General features: G+C 68.8%; 17 protein-coding genes and 4 tRNA genes. 6 read left to right on the forward strand and 15 right to left on the reverse strand.

Annotated elements, in window-relative coordinates; genetic code table 11:
* Positions 1 to 3 precede the first annotated feature (3 nt).
* From KPF22_RS12660 to KPF22_RS12675, 4 genes are all read right to left on the reverse strand, one after another.
* Positions 4 to 78: transfer RNA gene (locus tag KPF22_RS12660), tRNA-Val, on the reverse strand.
* 1 nt (position 79) lies between these two features.
* Positions 80 to 151: transfer RNA gene (locus KPF22_RS12665), tRNA-Cys, on the reverse strand.
* Positions 152 to 181: 30 nt separating this feature from the next.
* Positions 182 to 254, reverse strand: a tRNA-Gly gene (locus KPF22_RS12670).
* A gap of 156 nt (positions 255 to 410) precedes the next feature.
* On the reverse strand, positions 411 to 839 hold the full coding sequence (locus tag KPF22_RS12675) for an SsgA family sporulation/cell division regulator (RefSeq protein WP_020624097.1): 429 nt from the start codon (positions 837 to 839) through the stop codon (positions 411 to 413).
* 386 nt (positions 840 to 1,225) lie between these two features.
* On the opposite strand from KPF22_RS12675, the gene KPF22_RS12680 reads away from it, so the two are divergent.
* The 4 genes from KPF22_RS12680 to KPF22_RS12695 all read left to right on the forward strand — a co-directional run bounded on the left by KPF22_RS12680 (position 1,226) and on the right by KPF22_RS12695 (position 3,392).
* Positions 1,226 to 1,795: an RNA polymerase sigma factor gene (locus KPF22_RS12680; RefSeq protein WP_224402144.1), complete on the forward strand. Its 570-nt coding sequence runs from the start codon at positions 1,226 to 1,228 to the stop codon at positions 1,793 to 1,795.
* A gap of 26 nt (positions 1,796 to 1,821) precedes the next feature.
* Positions 1,822 to 2,703, forward strand: a complete 882-nt coding sequence (locus KPF22_RS12685; RefSeq protein WP_224402145.1) for an anti-sigma factor — start codon at positions 1,822 to 1,824, stop codon at positions 2,701 to 2,703.
* Positions 2,704 to 2,729: 26 nt separating this feature from the next.
* Entirely contained in the window at positions 2,730 to 3,257 is a 528-nt protein-coding gene (locus tag KPF22_RS12690; protein ID WP_224402146.1) for a TIGR02611 family protein, read from the forward strand.
* Positions 3,258 to 3,320: 63 nt separating this feature from the next.
* Positions 3,321 to 3,392: transfer RNA gene (locus tag KPF22_RS12695), tRNA-Val, on the forward strand.
* Between the two features lie 79 nt (positions 3,393 to 3,471).
* On the opposite strand, the gene KPF22_RS33110 is transcribed toward KPF22_RS12695, so the two are convergent.
* The 7 genes from KPF22_RS33110 to KPF22_RS12730 form a co-directional block, all read right to left on the reverse strand.
* On the reverse strand, positions 3,472 to 4,734 hold the full coding sequence (locus KPF22_RS33110) for a site-specific integrase (protein ID WP_224402147.1): 1,263 nt from the start codon (positions 4,732 to 4,734) through the stop codon (positions 3,472 to 3,474).
* A complete protein-coding gene (locus KPF22_RS12705) occupies positions 4,731 to 4,976 on the reverse strand; it encodes a helix-turn-helix domain-containing protein (RefSeq protein WP_224402148.1) in 246 nt (81 codons plus the stop codon). The genes KPF22_RS33110 and KPF22_RS12705 overlap by 4 nt, the downstream gene beginning before the upstream one ends.
* A gap of 13 nt (positions 4,977 to 4,989) precedes the next feature.
* Positions 4,990 to 6,522: a replication initiator gene (locus tag KPF22_RS12710; protein ID WP_224402149.1), complete on the reverse strand. Its 1,533-nt coding sequence runs from the start codon at positions 6,520 to 6,522 to the stop codon at positions 4,990 to 4,992.
* On the reverse strand, positions 6,522 to 6,845 hold the full coding sequence (locus tag KPF22_RS12715; RefSeq protein WP_224402150.1) for a hypothetical protein: 324 nt from the start codon (positions 6,843 to 6,845) through the stop codon (positions 6,522 to 6,524). The genes KPF22_RS12710 and KPF22_RS12715 overlap by 1 nt, the downstream gene beginning before the upstream one ends.
* Entirely contained in the window at positions 6,842 to 7,807 is a 966-nt protein-coding gene (locus KPF22_RS12720; protein ID WP_224402151.1) for an FtsK/SpoIIIE domain-containing protein, read from the reverse strand. Before KPF22_RS12720 ends, KPF22_RS12715 begins: the two co-directional genes overlap by 4 nt.
* A complete protein-coding gene (locus KPF22_RS12725; RefSeq protein ID WP_224402152.1) occupies positions 7,800 to 8,609 on the reverse strand; it encodes a hypothetical protein in 810 nt (269 codons plus the stop codon). The genes KPF22_RS12720 and KPF22_RS12725 overlap by 8 nt, the downstream gene beginning before the upstream one ends.
* Positions 8,610 to 8,734: 125 nt before the next feature.
* Positions 8,735 to 9,058: a hypothetical protein gene (locus KPF22_RS12730; RefSeq protein ID WP_010228114.1), complete on the reverse strand. Its 324-nt coding sequence runs from the start codon at positions 9,056 to 9,058 to the stop codon at positions 8,735 to 8,737.
* A gap of 149 nt (positions 9,059 to 9,207) precedes the next feature.
* On the opposite strand from KPF22_RS12730, the gene KPF22_RS12735 reads away from it, so the two are divergent.
* Positions 9,208 to 9,951: a DUF5919 domain-containing protein gene (locus KPF22_RS12735; RefSeq protein ID WP_224402153.1), complete on the forward strand. Its 744-nt coding sequence runs from the start codon at positions 9,208 to 9,210 to the stop codon at positions 9,949 to 9,951.
* Positions 9,952 to 9,961: 10 nt separating this feature from the next.
* A complete protein-coding gene (locus tag KPF22_RS12740; RefSeq protein WP_224402154.1) occupies positions 9,962 to 10,426 on the forward strand; it encodes an NUDIX hydrolase in 465 nt (154 codons plus the stop codon).
* On the opposite strand, the gene KPF22_RS12745 is transcribed toward KPF22_RS12740, so the two are convergent.
* The 4 genes from KPF22_RS12745 to KPF22_RS12760 form a co-directional block, all read right to left on the reverse strand.
* On the reverse strand, positions 10,414 to 10,971 hold the full coding sequence (locus tag KPF22_RS12745; RefSeq protein ID WP_224402155.1) for an HD domain-containing protein: 558 nt from the start codon (positions 10,969 to 10,971) through the stop codon (positions 10,414 to 10,416). The two genes, KPF22_RS12740 and KPF22_RS12745, sit on opposite strands and share 13 nt — an antisense overlap.
* Before the next feature lie 18 nt (positions 10,972 to 10,989).
* Positions 10,990 to 12,219, reverse strand: coding sequence for a Shedu immune nuclease family protein (locus tag KPF22_RS33115; RefSeq protein WP_224402156.1), 1,230 nt, complete (start codon positions 12,217 to 12,219; stop codon positions 10,990 to 10,992).
* A 225-nt stretch (positions 12,220 to 12,444) separates the two neighbouring features.
* The gene (locus KPF22_RS12755) at positions 12,445 to 12,945 is read right to left on the reverse strand and encodes a hypothetical protein (RefSeq protein WP_224402157.1); all 501 of its coding nucleotides are present in this window, start codon (positions 12,943 to 12,945) and stop codon (positions 12,445 to 12,447) included.
* Positions 12,946 to 13,538: 593 nt separating this feature from the next.
* Positions 13,539 to 13,685, reverse strand: coding sequence for a hypothetical protein (locus KPF22_RS12760; protein WP_224402158.1), 147 nt, complete (start codon positions 13,683 to 13,685; stop codon positions 13,539 to 13,541).
* Between the last annotated feature and the right edge of the window lie 4 nt (positions 13,686 to 13,689).

Below are 13,689 nucleotides of genomic sequence, written 5' to 3' on the forward strand. Positions count from 1 at the left end.
GAATGGTGCGCGATACTGGGATTGAACCAGTGACCCCTACCGTGTCAAGGTAGTGCTCTCCCGCTGAGCTAATCGCGCGAGGCGGCGGCGGGAATCGAACCCGCGTACAGGGCTTTGCAGGCCCTTGCCTAAGCCACTCGGCCACGCCGCCGGAAACCGGCCTGCTGTCGGGGCCCGGCAGAGCGGACGACGGGATTCGAACCCGCGACCCTCACCTTGGCAAGGTGATGCGCTACCAGCTGCGCTACGTCCGCACCGTGCACCGCGTCCCGGGCCGTGCGGCCCGTCCGCGGTGCGGTGAGAGAACACTAGCACCCGCCCCGAGGGGGGTCCGACCGCCCCCTCTCTCCACCACCGGATGTCCTCTCACGTGCGGAGACGGGCCCCGCCCGGTGGTGGGGTACGTCGGGTCAGTCCCGGGCGGTGGTGTCGAGGAGGTCGGCGAGGGCCGCGTCGAAGTCGAGCCACGAGTACTCGGCGGCGGCCGGCACGGCGTCGTAGGTCGCCTGCAGGAACTCCGACAGCGTCGCCGCGGAGGTGGTGAACAGGGCGTGGCCCGACGGAGAGGTGAGCTCGAGCTCGATCCGGGTCGGGTCGTCGCTCATCGGCTGCACCCGGACGTCGCCGGTGCCGGCGGAGTCGACCAGCCCGTCGCCGAGCAGGTCGCGGGCGAAGACCCAGTCGACCGTGGTGTCGTGACCGGTCTTGAACGAGGCCTGCACGGCGTAGGGGTCGCGGCTGGTGTAGGACAGCTCGACCTTCACGGGAACGACAGGCGCGTCCGGAGCGATGAGCTCGAACATGGCCGTCGCCCGGATCGTCTTGGACTCGTCGCGCATCGGTGATCCTCTTTCGTGGGGGCGTTGCGTGGGGCGTCAGTGTGGGAACGAGACAGAAGGCCTCGGGGTGACGGGTTCGATGCGCAAGAACGTGGATCACCGTGGGATGACCCCCGATCGAGTCACAACGGTGTAACTCGCTGCGTGTGGCGACAGGGCTGAACGGGCTCCGCGCCGTCCTGGCGTGTGAGCCGTGTGACCGAGAACGACTACTCTCGTCGGAGTTCGAACCGGAACGGGTACGGACACCGAACACAGCAATCGTGAGGACAACGCTGGTGGCAGGCATCGCCGATCCGCCGGACCGCCCCGAGCACGGGCGGGCCGCCGGGCCTGCCGCGCGCCGTGATCCGTCGCGTCGTGACGACGCGGGGGACGCTCGACTCGTGCAACGGATCGTGTCGGGCGACTCGACCGCACTGGGTGAGCTGTACGACCGCTTCGGGCGTCAGGCCTACTCCCTCGCGCGACGTATCTGTGCCGACGAGGGGCTGGCCGAGGACGTCGTGCAGGAGGTCTTCCTGGCCTTCTGGCGCGACCCGTCGCGCTTCGACCCGGCCAAGGGCCGTTTCGGTACCTGGCTGCTGACCCTGGTGCACCACAAGTCGGTCGACGCCGTCCGCCGGGAGAGCGCCATCCGGCGCCGCACCGTCCCGGCGTCGGACGACGGCGAGGAGTGGAACGCCCCGCCCGGCCCGGGCGCCGACGAGGGGGCCATCGGCGCACTCGTCGCGGGCCAGGTGCGCGACGCGCTCGGTCAGCTGCCCGCGGACCAGCGGAAGGTCCTCGCGCTGGCGTACTACGGCGGCTACACGCAACGCGAGGTGGCCGCGATGACCGGGGTGCCGCTGGGCACCGTGAAGTCCCGCATGTTCACCGGGGTGGCCAAGCTCCGGAACCTGCTGGGGCCTGCGCTCGGGGAGGCCGGGGGAGACCTGGCGGGAGGGCTGTCGTGAACGGCAACGAGGGGAGGCCCTGTCCGATGAACGAACAGACGGTCGGGTGGGCGCTGCACGCCCTCGAGCCCGACGAGGAGATCGAGGTGGTGCAGCACCTCGAGGGCTGCGACGAGTGCCGACGGCTCGCCGCGGACGTCGCCGGGACGACGACCGTGCTCGGTGGCGCGGTGCCGCAGGTCGAGCCGCCGCCGTCGCTGCGTGAGTCGATCCTGGAACAGGCCCGGCAGACCCCGCAGGTCGGGCGTGAGTCCGACCGCCCGGTGCCGCGGCACGCCCTCCGTGACGAGACGTCCTCCAGCGGCGCCGCGCCCGACGGCGGGTCACGCGTCCGCCGGTCGCGGTCCGATCGGTCCGCCGGGGCCGCGACACGCCCGTCGGGAGGGCCCGGACGCGGTCCGGCCCGGAACGGGTGGTCGCGCCGCCCCGGACGGGTCCTGGTCGCGGCGGCCCTCGCACTCGCCGTGATCGTGGGCGGGGGAGTGGCGATCGGTCAGGTGCAGTCGCTGCAGGCCGAGCGGGACGCGAGCCTCGCGCAGGCCCAGGAGCTGCGCGACGTGCTCTCCGCCATCGCGCAGCCCGGGACACCGCACGCGTTCCTCTCCGCGGAGCCGGGGGCGCCGATGGTGGCCGCGGTCGTTGTGAAGGACGGACAGCGCCAGGTCATGCCCATGGGGCTGGACCCCAACGAGACCGCGGACCAGACCTACGTCCTGTGGGGACTCGACGGTGACGGAACTCCGCGCGCGGTCGGCACGTTCGACGTGCGAGCGGGGCAGTCGGGACCGGTGTCCGTAGAATCGCCCGACAGCGGGAGCTACGGGACATACGCCGTCTCGCTCGAGCGCGGAAGGGAGGCTCCTCCCGCGCCGACCAGGGTAGTCGCGGCCGGGCAGGTGGAGACCTGAGTACGACGGAGAAGAACGACGTCGGTGTGTCGGCGTCCGGGAGAACCACCTCCGGGCGTCGGTACACCGGTATCCGCAAGAAGTACCGGCGGGCGAAGGTCCGCTACCGGGTGTTCCGGGCCCGCGTGGCCCGCAACCCGGTGCTGGACCTGACCTATCGCATCACCATGGGGGTCCTCGGCACCGCGATCGTGATCATCGGGATCATCGCGCTGCCCGCGCCGGGCCCCGGCTGGGCGATCATCTTCCTCGGCCTGGGCGTGCTCGCCGCCGAGTTCGGCTGGGCGCAGCGGCTCCTGCACTGGGTCCGTGTCCGCTACGACGGCTGGGTGGCCTGGATGGGCCGCCAGAACCGCGTCGTGCAGCTGCTGGTGATGACGCTGATCCTCGGCACGGTCGCGGTGTGCGCGTGGCTGTTCGGGATCTTCGAGACGGCCGGCGGCTGGGTGGGGATCCACTGGGAGTGGCTGCGCTCGCCGCTGCTGCCGCTGATCCAGCCGCCGCCCCCGCCGGTGCCCGTGCCGGGATCAGAGCTGGTCACGGGCCCGCGGTGATCCACGGGTGACCCCCCGTGAACGGCGGTGGGACCGGCTGTGTAGAGTCGGTGTCACCGCTGAGGGCGATTAGCTCAGGGGGAGAGCGCTTCGTTCACACCGAAGAGGTCACTGGTTCGATCCCAGTATCGCCCACGCAGGTCAGAGGCCCAATCCGAGTAATTCGGGTTGGGCCTCAGTCGTTCCTGGGGAACATTCAAGGAACATTCCCGGATCACCGCAGCACCGCCATTCCCGCGGCCGGGCTGTCGTCCGGGTCCTCGTCGTCGGGGCCGTCGGCGCCGAGCATCGAGCCGCCCAGGGCGTCGAGGATGCGGTCGTGGTTCTCGGTCCGGCGCGTGTAGAGCTGCAGCGTCGTGGTGACGCTCTCGTGGCCCATCACCCGCTGCACCATGTTCGGCGGCACGCCGTCGTCGACGAGCCAGGTGGCGTACGAGTGCCGCAGGTCGTGGAACCGCAGCCCGGTGCCCGCCGCGCTCGCCACCGCCTTGACGGCCGCCGCGTAGGTCTCGCGGACCAGCGTGTTCGCGCGTCCCTCGTCGTCGATCCAGCGGCCGGTGAACTCGTGGGAGCCGGTGTGTTCGACCGAGCCGAGCAGCCCGGCCCGGACCAGCGACGGCCGCCAGATCCGCGAGCGGAACAGCGTGCGCCGCAGCGGCTTGCCCACGGCGTTGGCGAACACCAGACCCCGCTCACCGAGCCCGTAGCGGGCGACGTGGTCACGCAGCTGCGGCACGAGCCAGCGGGGGAGCGGCACCGTCCTGCGGCCGGCCCCGGTCTTCGGGTACGGCTTGTAGTCGGTGTTCCCGCTGACCTCGACGACGGTGCGGATGACCCGCAGCGTCCCTCCGGCCAGGTCCAGGGCGTCGCTCTGCAACCCGACGGCCTCGCCCCAGCGCAGCCCCGTCCACGCCGTGGTGGCGACCAGCATGCGGTACCGGGCCGGGACGGCCGGGAGCAGATCGACCGAGAGCTGGTCACGGGTGATCATCAGGTCGTCGTGGTCGTGCTTGCGGCGGCGGGGGAGGGTCACGTCCTCGCACGGGTTGTACGGGATCAGCCGGTTCCGCACCGCCGAACGCAGAACGCCGGAGGTCAGCCGCAGCGCCTCGGCGACCGTCGCGGGGGAGCGGCGGCGGCCGAGCTCGCTTACCCAGCTCTGCACGGACAGGTGGTCGATCTTGCCGAGCTGCCAGTCGCCCCACTGTGGAAGGACGTGGGTGCGCATGACCGAGGCGTCCCGGGCCCGGGTGGTGGACTCCCCGGTCCTGCTCGCCAGCCATGCTTCGGCGTGCTCGGCGAAGCGCTGACGGCCGGCCTGCGGGTCGACGTAGGTGCCGTTCGACGCCGACGTCCGCACCGTCGCGAGGAAGTCCCGCGCCTCGCGCTTGGTCGCGAAGTTCTTCGAGCGCTGCCGCCCGGACGGGTCGCGCCACTTGGCCCGGTACTGCCCCTGCGGTGTGACGTGGATGCTCACGACGCCGACGCCATGTCGAGCAGCCAGGCGTGGAACGACTCACGCGGCACGAGCCACCGGCGGCCGAGTCGCTTGGCCGGGATCTCGCCCTTGCGGATCAGGTCGTACGTCATCCCCAGGTTCAGCCCGAGCAGGCCGGCCACCTGACGCACGGTGTAGACCTGTGGCGCCGGGATGTCGCGCAGCGAGACTGCGTCATCGCTCCGGTCCGGTAGCCGCAGGACCGAGTAATTGTCTGTCATCTCCGTTCCTTCCTCATCCGGCCGTGCTGGTCAGCTCCTCGCGGGCGGCACGCCTCCTGGCCCGGGCCTGTGCTGCTGCGGTGTTGGCCAGTAGCGCGTCGGCGGTGGTGTGCCAGCCGATTCCGGCGAAGTGCAGCGCGGAGATGACGACCTCGGTCGTGTCCTCGCCGTCGTCCAGGCGCTCGACGTCCTCGGCGGCGGGACGGGGGTTGGCGTGGTCGCGCTGCCAGTCCCGACGTGCCTGCCGCAGCGCAGTGAGGGTGGTCGAGTAGCGGCGGGAGCGGGTGGAGAAGTGGCCGGCGAAGCCGAGCATGTGCGCCCATCGCCATAGCCGTCCCCAGGAGGTCGACCAGTCCTCGGGGTCCCAGCCACCGGGGCGTTGGCCGAGGCGCCAGCAGGCGTCGATCTGGCGGCCGGTGTGGGTGGTGTGGTCGGTGTAGGAGCGCACCGTGTCCGGGCGCAGTCGGGTCGAGAGGTGCCCGGCGGTCTCGGTCGCCTTGGTCGCGTACTTGGCGAGGTAGGCGGCGACGGCGGTCGTGGTGATGTCCGCGGCGTCGTCGAGGTCGCGGGCGGCGAGCCGGACCGGGCGCGGGTCGACCTGCTCGCCCCAGGCGATCGGCCAGCCCTGCGGCCGGTAGAGGTGCGGGGCGGTGGTGAACGCGGTCTCGGTGACTGCTCCCCGGAGCAGTAGTGCGACCTGGGCGGCGGAGACGCCGGGCGGGGGCGACAGGGTCAGGTGGGACAGGGCTGGGTCGGGGTCGCGGCCGTCGAGCCGAACGAGTGCGTGGAGGTGGACGGCGCCGCGGGCCTGGAACTCTGCGACCTTGGTGTAGGACAGGCGCAGCTTGTGGCCGGTGAGCTTCTCGAGCTGGCGCAGGTTGCGGGTGGCGGCGATCATCGTGCGACGCCAGAGTTCGCCGACGTGCAGGTTCCACACCGCCTGGTGCGGGTGGTCGTAGCAGTCCAGACACAGCGGCCGGCCCACGCGCGGGTCGTCTTCGGCGTGGCGCTCCCAGCAGGCGTGGGACACCCCGTGCTGGCAGGTGGTGTCGTCGCGGCGGGGGCGGCACGGGAGAGGCCGGCCTTTCCGGTCGGTGCGGTGGGCGTGGACCGGCCCGAACGAGGGTGCGGTGACGGTCAGGAACACGCACGGGTGCCCGGCCACGCTCGCGGGGGTGCCCTTGCCGCCGACGAGTCCGGCGGTGACGAGCTGGAAGGTGTCAGCGCGGTAGGTCTCGGCACAGGAGGGGCACACGGAGGCGCGGCGGTTGCCGCAGGCGGTGTAGATCAGCCCGTCGGGCATCTCGGCGGTGTGGCGCTCGGAGGTGATGCGGCCGGTAGCTTCCTCGACGCGGAACACGGTGCCGGACAGGCGGATGGGGTGGGCGCATCCGGCGGCGGGGGTGACGTGGCGCAGCCATCCGGCGAAGTCCTCGCGCCGTGCGGCGGCGGTGACGATGTCGGCGGCGGGGGTGGTTCCGGCCAGACGGGACAGCCGTCGGGCCGCGAGGCTGTCGACGGTCGCGGAGCCGTGGCCGGTGCCCATCACGCCACCCGACTCGGAGCAGCGGCGGTGCGGGCGTGGTCGCGAGCCGACTCGGCCCAGCGAGCGGCGTCAGTCAGCGCAGCGCCCTGAGCGGCGGCAACGGCCGAGACGTAGATCTGCGGGACCGCGTGGTCCCGCACCGCGACACGGGCGAGAACACCCCACCACCGGGCCTCCCGGGCGTGGGAGTGGGCGAGCGCGGTGCGCCACTGGACCGGGCTGATCGCGCCCCGCTGGTAGCGGGCGGTAGCGGCACGGCGGGTCTCAGCGGCGCGGTGAAGTCCGACGTGGACCAGCTCGGCGGTCGTCGGGCGGGCGGTCACGCCGCACCGCCAGGGGTGTCATCGAGGTCCTGGCCGTGGGCGATCCCCGCGGCGAGCCGTCGCATGGCGGCACGGTCGGCCAGGGCGTAGACCTGCTCGTCGGACAGGTGTGCAGCCTTGATCCGGCGCGGGACACCGCCCTCGGCGAGCAGGAACCCGATGCCCTTGCTCTCTGGAGCCACGCCCGCGGCGGAGTGGCCGCGGGCGGCCCAGCCGTGGCCGAGCACGATGTCCGAGCTGGCGTCGGTGGTGCAGCGGAACGCCCACCGGTACCCGAACAGGTCCCGCAGCGACGTGGGGATGATGTCCGAGCTGGGCCGCTGCGTGGCCGCGACGACGATGATCCCGGCCGCGCGGCCCCGGGCCACGAGATCCCGCACGAGCACGGAGAAGGCTTCCTGTTCGCGCTTGGTCCCGACGGTGGCGGAGAAGTAGGCCAGCTCGTCGAGCACTACCACGATCGGCGGGACGCCGTCGGCGGGAGCGATCTTGCGGCGGCGCTCGTCGTCCAGGACGGCGTAGCGCTGATCCATCTCCGACTGCAGGTCCAGCAGAGCGCTGACGGCGTCGTCGAGGCTGTTGGCGACGAACCGGTCCGCGCACGAGCGCCACAGGCCAAGTTCGACGATCTTGCCGTCGAACAACCACAGCCGGCAGTCGGTCGCGAGGGCGGCGTGGGCGACGATGTTATTGAGCCCCACCGACTTGCCCGCGCCGGGCTCCCCGGCCAGGAGCATGTTGCGGTAGATCAGCGGGACCCGGACCGGACGCCCGTCCTCGGCGATCCCGAGGTGGATCGGCTCCCAGATCGACGGGCCGTCGTCGGTGCGGCGCTCCCGGCGGTGGGCGCGGTACTCGTCGGCCCAGCGGCGCAGGACCAGCAGCGGGCGGACCAGCCGACCGGTCGCATCCTCGGCAGGGATCGTGAGGGGCAGGGGCTGTATGGGCAGGTGCTCAGACATAGTCCGACCAGTCCCCACCACGCCCGCCGTCGGACGGGCCGTCGAACGCGGGCTGAGGGGCCCCGGGCAGCGCCGCACGGGACGCCTCACGCCGCGGAGTCGGAACCGGCGAGTCGGGGCCGTCGTTGGTGGGCCAGCCCGGGTCATGGATGTCGCCGGAGGCGTAGCGGAACAGGTCCGAGCGGATCAGATTCGGCGCCAGCGGGTCCCGGCGGATGATCTCGACCCGCACAACGTTGGTGAACCGCGGCCACACCACCACCCGCGCCTCCCGGGCGAAGCACGCCGACGCCAGCTCCTCCGCCTGATCCGCGACGGCATGCGGAGCGATCCCGGCGCGCAGCACCACCCACACGACCTCACCGACCCGCGTCGGACGCGCCCACACCGTCAACGGGCACGCCCGCGAGCGGGAGTTCAGCACCCGGCACTCGACCAGCACCTGACGGACCCGGTGGCGGGTGAGCACGGCCTGGGCGCGGTGGAACAGGAACCGCCGCGTCCACGGCAGCCCCGCCAGCACCAGCGCGACCGCGACGAACAGCGCGACCCGCGTCGTGGTGTCGAAGCCGGTGTCGGGTACGGCGACGAATCGGCCGGCCTCGTCACGGACGTAGTCCGGGCCCAGCGCCACCCACACCCACACACCGACGACGAGGACGAACAGCTCCGCACGCAGCCGCAGCAGCAGTGCGGCGACGCGGACGGCGGGGTTGGCGGGCGGGGCGGAGATGATCTCGAAGGAGTCCACACGGGACTTCCCGGCACCGAAGGTGCGGGCAGGAGCGGCGTTGCGAGCCATGACAGGGCCTTCCGGACGCGGGGCGAGCGACGAGGCGGGGAACGCGAACAGCGGTGAGGCGTCGGGGTGCGGGGCGGGACTCCGGGGAAAACAGCCCCGACCCGCACCACCGACCAGGCACGCGGTCAGGACGCCTTGGACGCCTGCGCGTGCGCGGGCTCGATCCGGTCGGCCTTGAACGCCACACCGGCCCGCTGGCCCTGCTGCCACGGGATCGCGATCAGCCCCACCGGGCGGACCTCCGCGCCCTGCTCCACCTGCGGAGCACCCGGGGTCGTGATCGTGAGGATCTCCGCACCCTCGGCGTCGACCTTGACCAGCTGCGTCGTGAACAGCGGCGTCCCGGTCTGACGGTCCGTGCGCTGACGGCCGTCCATGTCGTTCTTCGGACGCGGAGCCGCACCCACGGTGTAGCGGGTACCGGTGGTGTCGACCTTGATCGTCGCCATGACCGTCCTCCAGGGACTCGGTGTGATGGCCCCGTGTTCGGGGCGATACCGAGAATCCGCTGATGAGCGGGACGTTCCTACCGCACTACTGGACTTCTGGGGACGTCTAAGGGATGGTTGGGACGTCCTAGAAGTCCCCGGGGGGCGTGATGGCAAACGACCGGCTCCGCGACGCGATCCACCGCGCCGGCCTCACCACCGAGAAGGTCGCCGACCACATCGGGGTAGACCCGAAGTCGGTCGAGCGCTGGATCACCCGGGACCGGACCCCGTACCCGAAGAACCGGCACGGCATCGCCGCGCTGCTGCGCGAGTCCGAGGCCTACCTCTGGCCATCGGCGGTCTCCGACGCAAAGGCCACCGAGGCGTCCGGCTCTGAGGTGGTGCAGGTGTACCCGAGCCGTAGCGCGATCCCTCGTGATCTGTGGGACCGGCTGCTCGATCAGGCCACGGGCCGGGTCGACGTCCTGGTCTACGTCGGCATGTTCCTGACCGAGTCCCCGAACTTGCTCCCCACTCTGGAAGCCAAGGGAGCCGCGGGGGCTCGCATCCGGTTCCTGTTCGGTGACCCGGTCAGCCGCGAGATCGCTCGCCGCAGCATGGACGAGGGCATCGGCAAGGGCGCGATCGCAGCGAAGATCCGCAACGCGCTCGCCTATTTCCGGCGCATCGCCGACTCACCCGGCGTCGAGATCCGCTGCCACGCCACCACGCTCTACAACTCGATCTACCGCTACGACGACGAGATGCTGGTCAACCCGCACGTCTACGGTCTCACCGCCCCGCACGCGCCCGCGCTCCATTTGCGCCGACTCTCGGCCGGGTCGCTGTTCGAGACCTACGCCCGCAGCTTCGACGCCGTCTGGGAGACAGCTAAGCCGCCCAAGTGGTAATCCTGGGCGCATGGGCCGCATCGACTACTACGACGATCCCACCGCCCCGGCGGCGAACAGCCTCGTCGTCGCCGTGGTCGTCGTCGTGCTCGACGGCAACCGGGTCCTGATGATCCAGCGCAGCGACAACGGCCGCTGGGCGCTACCCGGTGGCGGCCAGGAGCTCGGCGAGTCCGTTCGAGACGCCGCTGTCCGCGAGACCCGCGAGGAGACCGGACTCGACGTCGAGGTCACCGGAGTCGTTGGGATCTACTCCGACCCCCGCCACGTCATCGCCTACGACGACGGCGAGGTCCGCCAGGAGTTCGCCCTCTGCCTCACCGGCAGAGCCACCGGTGGCGAGCTGCGCACCAGCTGCGAGAGCATCAAGGTGGAATGGGTACCTGCCGAGCGCCTATCTGAACTTGACGCTTCGGAGGCCACTCGACGTCGCGTTGAACACGCACTCACCGGAGCTGACCCTCACATCGATTGAACTAGGCCCGCAGAAAGCATCCGTTCCCGGGTGCGGTAAATGGCTGCGCGTAGCTCAGGTTCAGCTTCATCGAGGAACCGACTCACAAGGTGATCTGGACCGTACCGGCGGCGAACCTCAGCCCAGCGCTCATCTGGGGTGAGCGATTCTCCGGAAGGGCCTGTGGTGGCGTCGCAATACCATAGGGCGTCTCGCGTTGCTGTCGCTTCGTCGGGGAATGTTTGCAGGTCTCCAATTTTCCGAAGGCGTGCCTCAATTCTTGCGCACGAGTGATTCGCTACAAGGTTCACGACTCTGTTCGAGAACTCCGATAGTTGTAAGTATCGAGCCCCATCGAGAGGGTGGAAGCCGGACTCCGCAACAAACGGCGAGTATCCGATATCGTGAAGCAGTGCGGACTGCTCCAAGATTCTTCTCTCGCCGCGCGTAAGCATTCGTCCGACTTGTCTTGCTCTTGTGTGAACGGAGCGCACATGTCTCCACCGCAGCGGAATCCACTCGGCTAGCGATGCCTCCGCGAGTGCGTAAGCTGCCTGGATGGTCATATCTAGATTGTACTGGTGTCAGTCCAGTTCTCCGGGCTGGCTCAGCACAATAAAGCGAGCGCGTTGGTATAGCTCGTCGAAGGTGATGATCTCGGTGTCGGAGACCGCCGTACGGTAGAGTTCGAAGTTCTCAAGCATCTCCCCATTGATGCCATTATCGGTTTCGAACTGGGCAAGAGTCCCGATTAGAAGCACTTGGCGGGGTCGACTCATGCTTACTTCTACATCCATCGGGTCTCCACTCGGTTCAGTGAAGCGATGGAGCTGTTGAGTTACTTGGCGAACCGCCTTCCGTGCAGTCTTCTGTACCTGTGCGACGCCACCGACTAGCTCGTCACTCGGTCGATAGACATCCGGCTTCCGATACGGGGTGCTAGCTAGGAGCGGTTTGGCAGGGGTCTTGATCTCGCAAAAGAGAAGCGAGCTAATGTATCCGCGAGACCGCATTACGGCATCGCTACGCTTTCCTGCGCCAGTGAATAGGTTCGCTCCGGTCGTGATTCTCTCCAGCTTGCCGCCGTCGACCTCCTCCGTAGATATCAAGTTGAGGCCGTATCCGAAGATCCAAGAGTTGCGCTCGAAGAACTCTTGCCAGGTCTTCTCCGGTCCGCTGCCTAGTCTCTCCATTTCTCCAAGAAAGTAGTCGCGGTCTGTCAGCATTCTACTGAACTCGTCGAGCTGGCCCCTGCGATTTACCAGCAGTGCGATATCTTGCGACGTAAGACTGCCTCCAATAGCCTGACCGATGGCGGCCAGGATCTCCGATTTCTCTTTGCCTTCCACGGCAGAGAGGATCTGGGCCTCGGTCGTCGATACGAGAGAGAAAGTTGAGCCGTCTCCCGTCTCAACGTTGCGTAGTTCCTGTAAAAAGGCAATCAGCTTCCAGAATCCTTCGCGACCCTCGGCTGTATCGACTGACGCCTTGATTGCTCTGAACTCGGGCATGTCGGGCAGTTCGAAGTCTATTGCGGGTTCCCCGGACCTGCGCTTGTCCTTCTTCCAGAACTTTAGGCGTGGAGAGAAGACTTCGTTGACCTTTATCAGTGTTACGGTGCACATTACGCACACTTGCGGCTTCTCGCGAAGTACGAAATCAGTTACCAGGCGACGTCGGCGCTTGTCGTAGAAATAGTAGAATCGCTCGTCGTTGCTTCGAATCTCCAAGTCTTCGAAGCTGTCTGTTCCGATAACAAACTCGCGATCGTTGCTTGGGAGATCGAAGGTGAGTTCGTTCCAATTAACTCGCACGGTAACCTCTACTGATCCAACTAGTTGAAGTTCGGGGTCGAACTGACAGCGGGTGCGCGTCCTACGCTGTGAGAACTTTCTTTACGTCTTCAAGCCGGCCCTGACGGGCCGGACGGGCGGCGTCGCTGCGGCATCGCCTATACCTCCGGCCCGGCGAGCCGCGCGCGCACGCCCGCTACCGAGGCCCAGCGGAGATGCATGGAAGTCCTCGACGGCGGGCGGCACTCAGAAGCTGAAGCCGACTCCGATCGAGCCGCCCCCCTTCGGCTGCTTCACCTCAAAGTCGTTGATCCACCACGCATCAACCGACGAGGCCTTCACCCGGAACACCGGCGGATGAAGCGACGGTCCCGAGGATGCCGCGACCATGACGTCGACCAGGTGCAGCACAGGCGCGGGGGCAATAGCCGACTGCTCGATCACACCGACCGCTGGCTGGATGACGTCGAGCACAGCTTCCCGCTTCTCAGCGTCAGAGCCTCGGAAACGTCGTGCGTCAGGGGTATTCCACACGGAGTTGAAGAGCGAGTCGCGAGTGGCGTCGACGTAGGACTGGCTGCTCACCGGTCGTCCCTGGACGAGCCACGTGCCCACGAGGATGTTGATCAGCTGGGGCCCCGGTTGACCGGCTTCGGTCGCTTGGATGATGGCGATCAGGCCGGGGTCGACATCCGCACTGCTGTAGGCCGCGATGCCTGCGACGTCGGCTGCGCTGCTCACCATCATCCTGCTCCTCTTCCCGTAAGCGGTTCGTCCGCTTGTCGGGCAGGGCATGTACTGCGTTAGCCCAACCGCAGCCTGGTCATCAGAACTGTGGAGAGTCGCGCGATGCCGTTGCGTGACCACCCCAGCCCCGAGCCGGCCAATGGTCGTACATGGTCCGTGCGCCATCCAGGGCGAACCTGCGCGGGGACCCCTAGCCCCACACAGAACCGTCGCTCCGCGACCGCCTGCCGGCGGCCCTGGACACCACACGAACCATGCTCGTGCGGCCTCGTATCGGGGCAGGGAGGGGAGTGGGCAGGGGAGACGCCATGCCGTCCGGCCCGATGATCACGAGGAACATCGAGGGAACATCCCTCCCAGGTACCCCGGGTACGGGCCGCACCGAGCCAGTAGAAGCCCGGCAGGTCAGCGCGTTGTACGAGCCTCGCCAGCAGCAGGAACGCAAGCCGGGCCGCATTCACACCGAAGAGGTCACTGGTTCGATCCCAGTATCGCCCACAGTCAAAACCCCTGGTCACAGGCTCAACGAGCCGGATGTGACCAGGGGTTTCGTCGTTCCCCAGGGTGTTCCCGGAGCATTTCCGGAGCATCGCTCATTCCGGAGCGACGGACGCTCCGCCGTCGTCCGGATCGTCCTCGTCGTCGAGGGCCTGGAGGATGCGCTCGCTGTTGTCGGTCCGCCGGGTGTAGAGGTCCAGCGTCGTCGAGGACCGCTCGTGGCCCAGGACCCGTTGGACCATGTTC

The organism is Pseudonocardia sp. ICBG1034 (assembly GCF_020131375.1).
GTDB classification, from domain to species: domain Bacteria; phylum Actinomycetota; class Actinomycetes; order Mycobacteriales; family Pseudonocardiaceae; genus Pseudonocardia; species Pseudonocardia alni.

Coding starts and splice junctions, on each gene's coding strand:
- KPF22_RS12675 (WP_020624097.1), bottom strand. CDS start 839: ATGCGCGACGAGTCCAAGACGATCCGGGCGACGGCCATGTTCGAGCTC.
- KPF22_RS12685 (WP_224402145.1), top strand. CDS start 1,822: ATGAACGAACAGACGGTCGGGTGGGCGCTGCACGCCCTCGAGCCCGAC.
- KPF22_RS12705 (WP_224402148.1), bottom strand. CDS start 4,976: ATGACAGACAATTACTCGGTCCTGCGGCTACCGGACCGGAGCGATGAC.
- KPF22_RS12710 (WP_224402149.1), bottom strand. CDS start 6,522: ATGGGCACCGGCCACGGCTCCGCGACCGTCGACAGCCTCGCGGCCCGA.
- KPF22_RS12720 (WP_224402151.1), bottom strand. CDS start 7,807: ATGTCTGAGCACCTGCCCATACAGCCCCTGCCCCTCACGATCCCTGCC.
- KPF22_RS12725 (WP_224402152.1), bottom strand. CDS start 8,609: ATGGCTCGCAACGCCGCTCCTGCCCGCACCTTCGGTGCCGGGAAGTCC.
- KPF22_RS12730 (WP_010228114.1), bottom strand. CDS start 9,058: ATGGCGACGATCAAGGTCGACACCACCGGTACCCGCTACACCGTGGGT.
- KPF22_RS12735 (WP_224402153.1), top strand. CDS start 9,208: ATGGCAAACGACCGGCTCCGCGACGCGATCCACCGCGCCGGCCTCACC.
- KPF22_RS12740 (WP_224402154.1), top strand. CDS start 9,962: ATGGGCCGCATCGACTACTACGACGATCCCACCGCCCCGGCGGCGAAC.
- KPF22_RS12745 (WP_224402155.1), bottom strand. CDS start 10,971: ATGACCATCCAGGCAGCTTACGCACTCGCGGAGGCATCGCTAGCCGAG.
- KPF22_RS12755 (WP_224402157.1), bottom strand. CDS start 12,945: ATGATGGTGAGCAGCGCAGCCGACGTCGCAGGCATCGCGGCCTACAGC.
- KPF22_RS12760 (WP_224402158.1), bottom strand. CDS start 13,685: ATGGTCCAACGGGTCCTGGGCCACGAGCGGTCCTCGACGACGCTGGAC.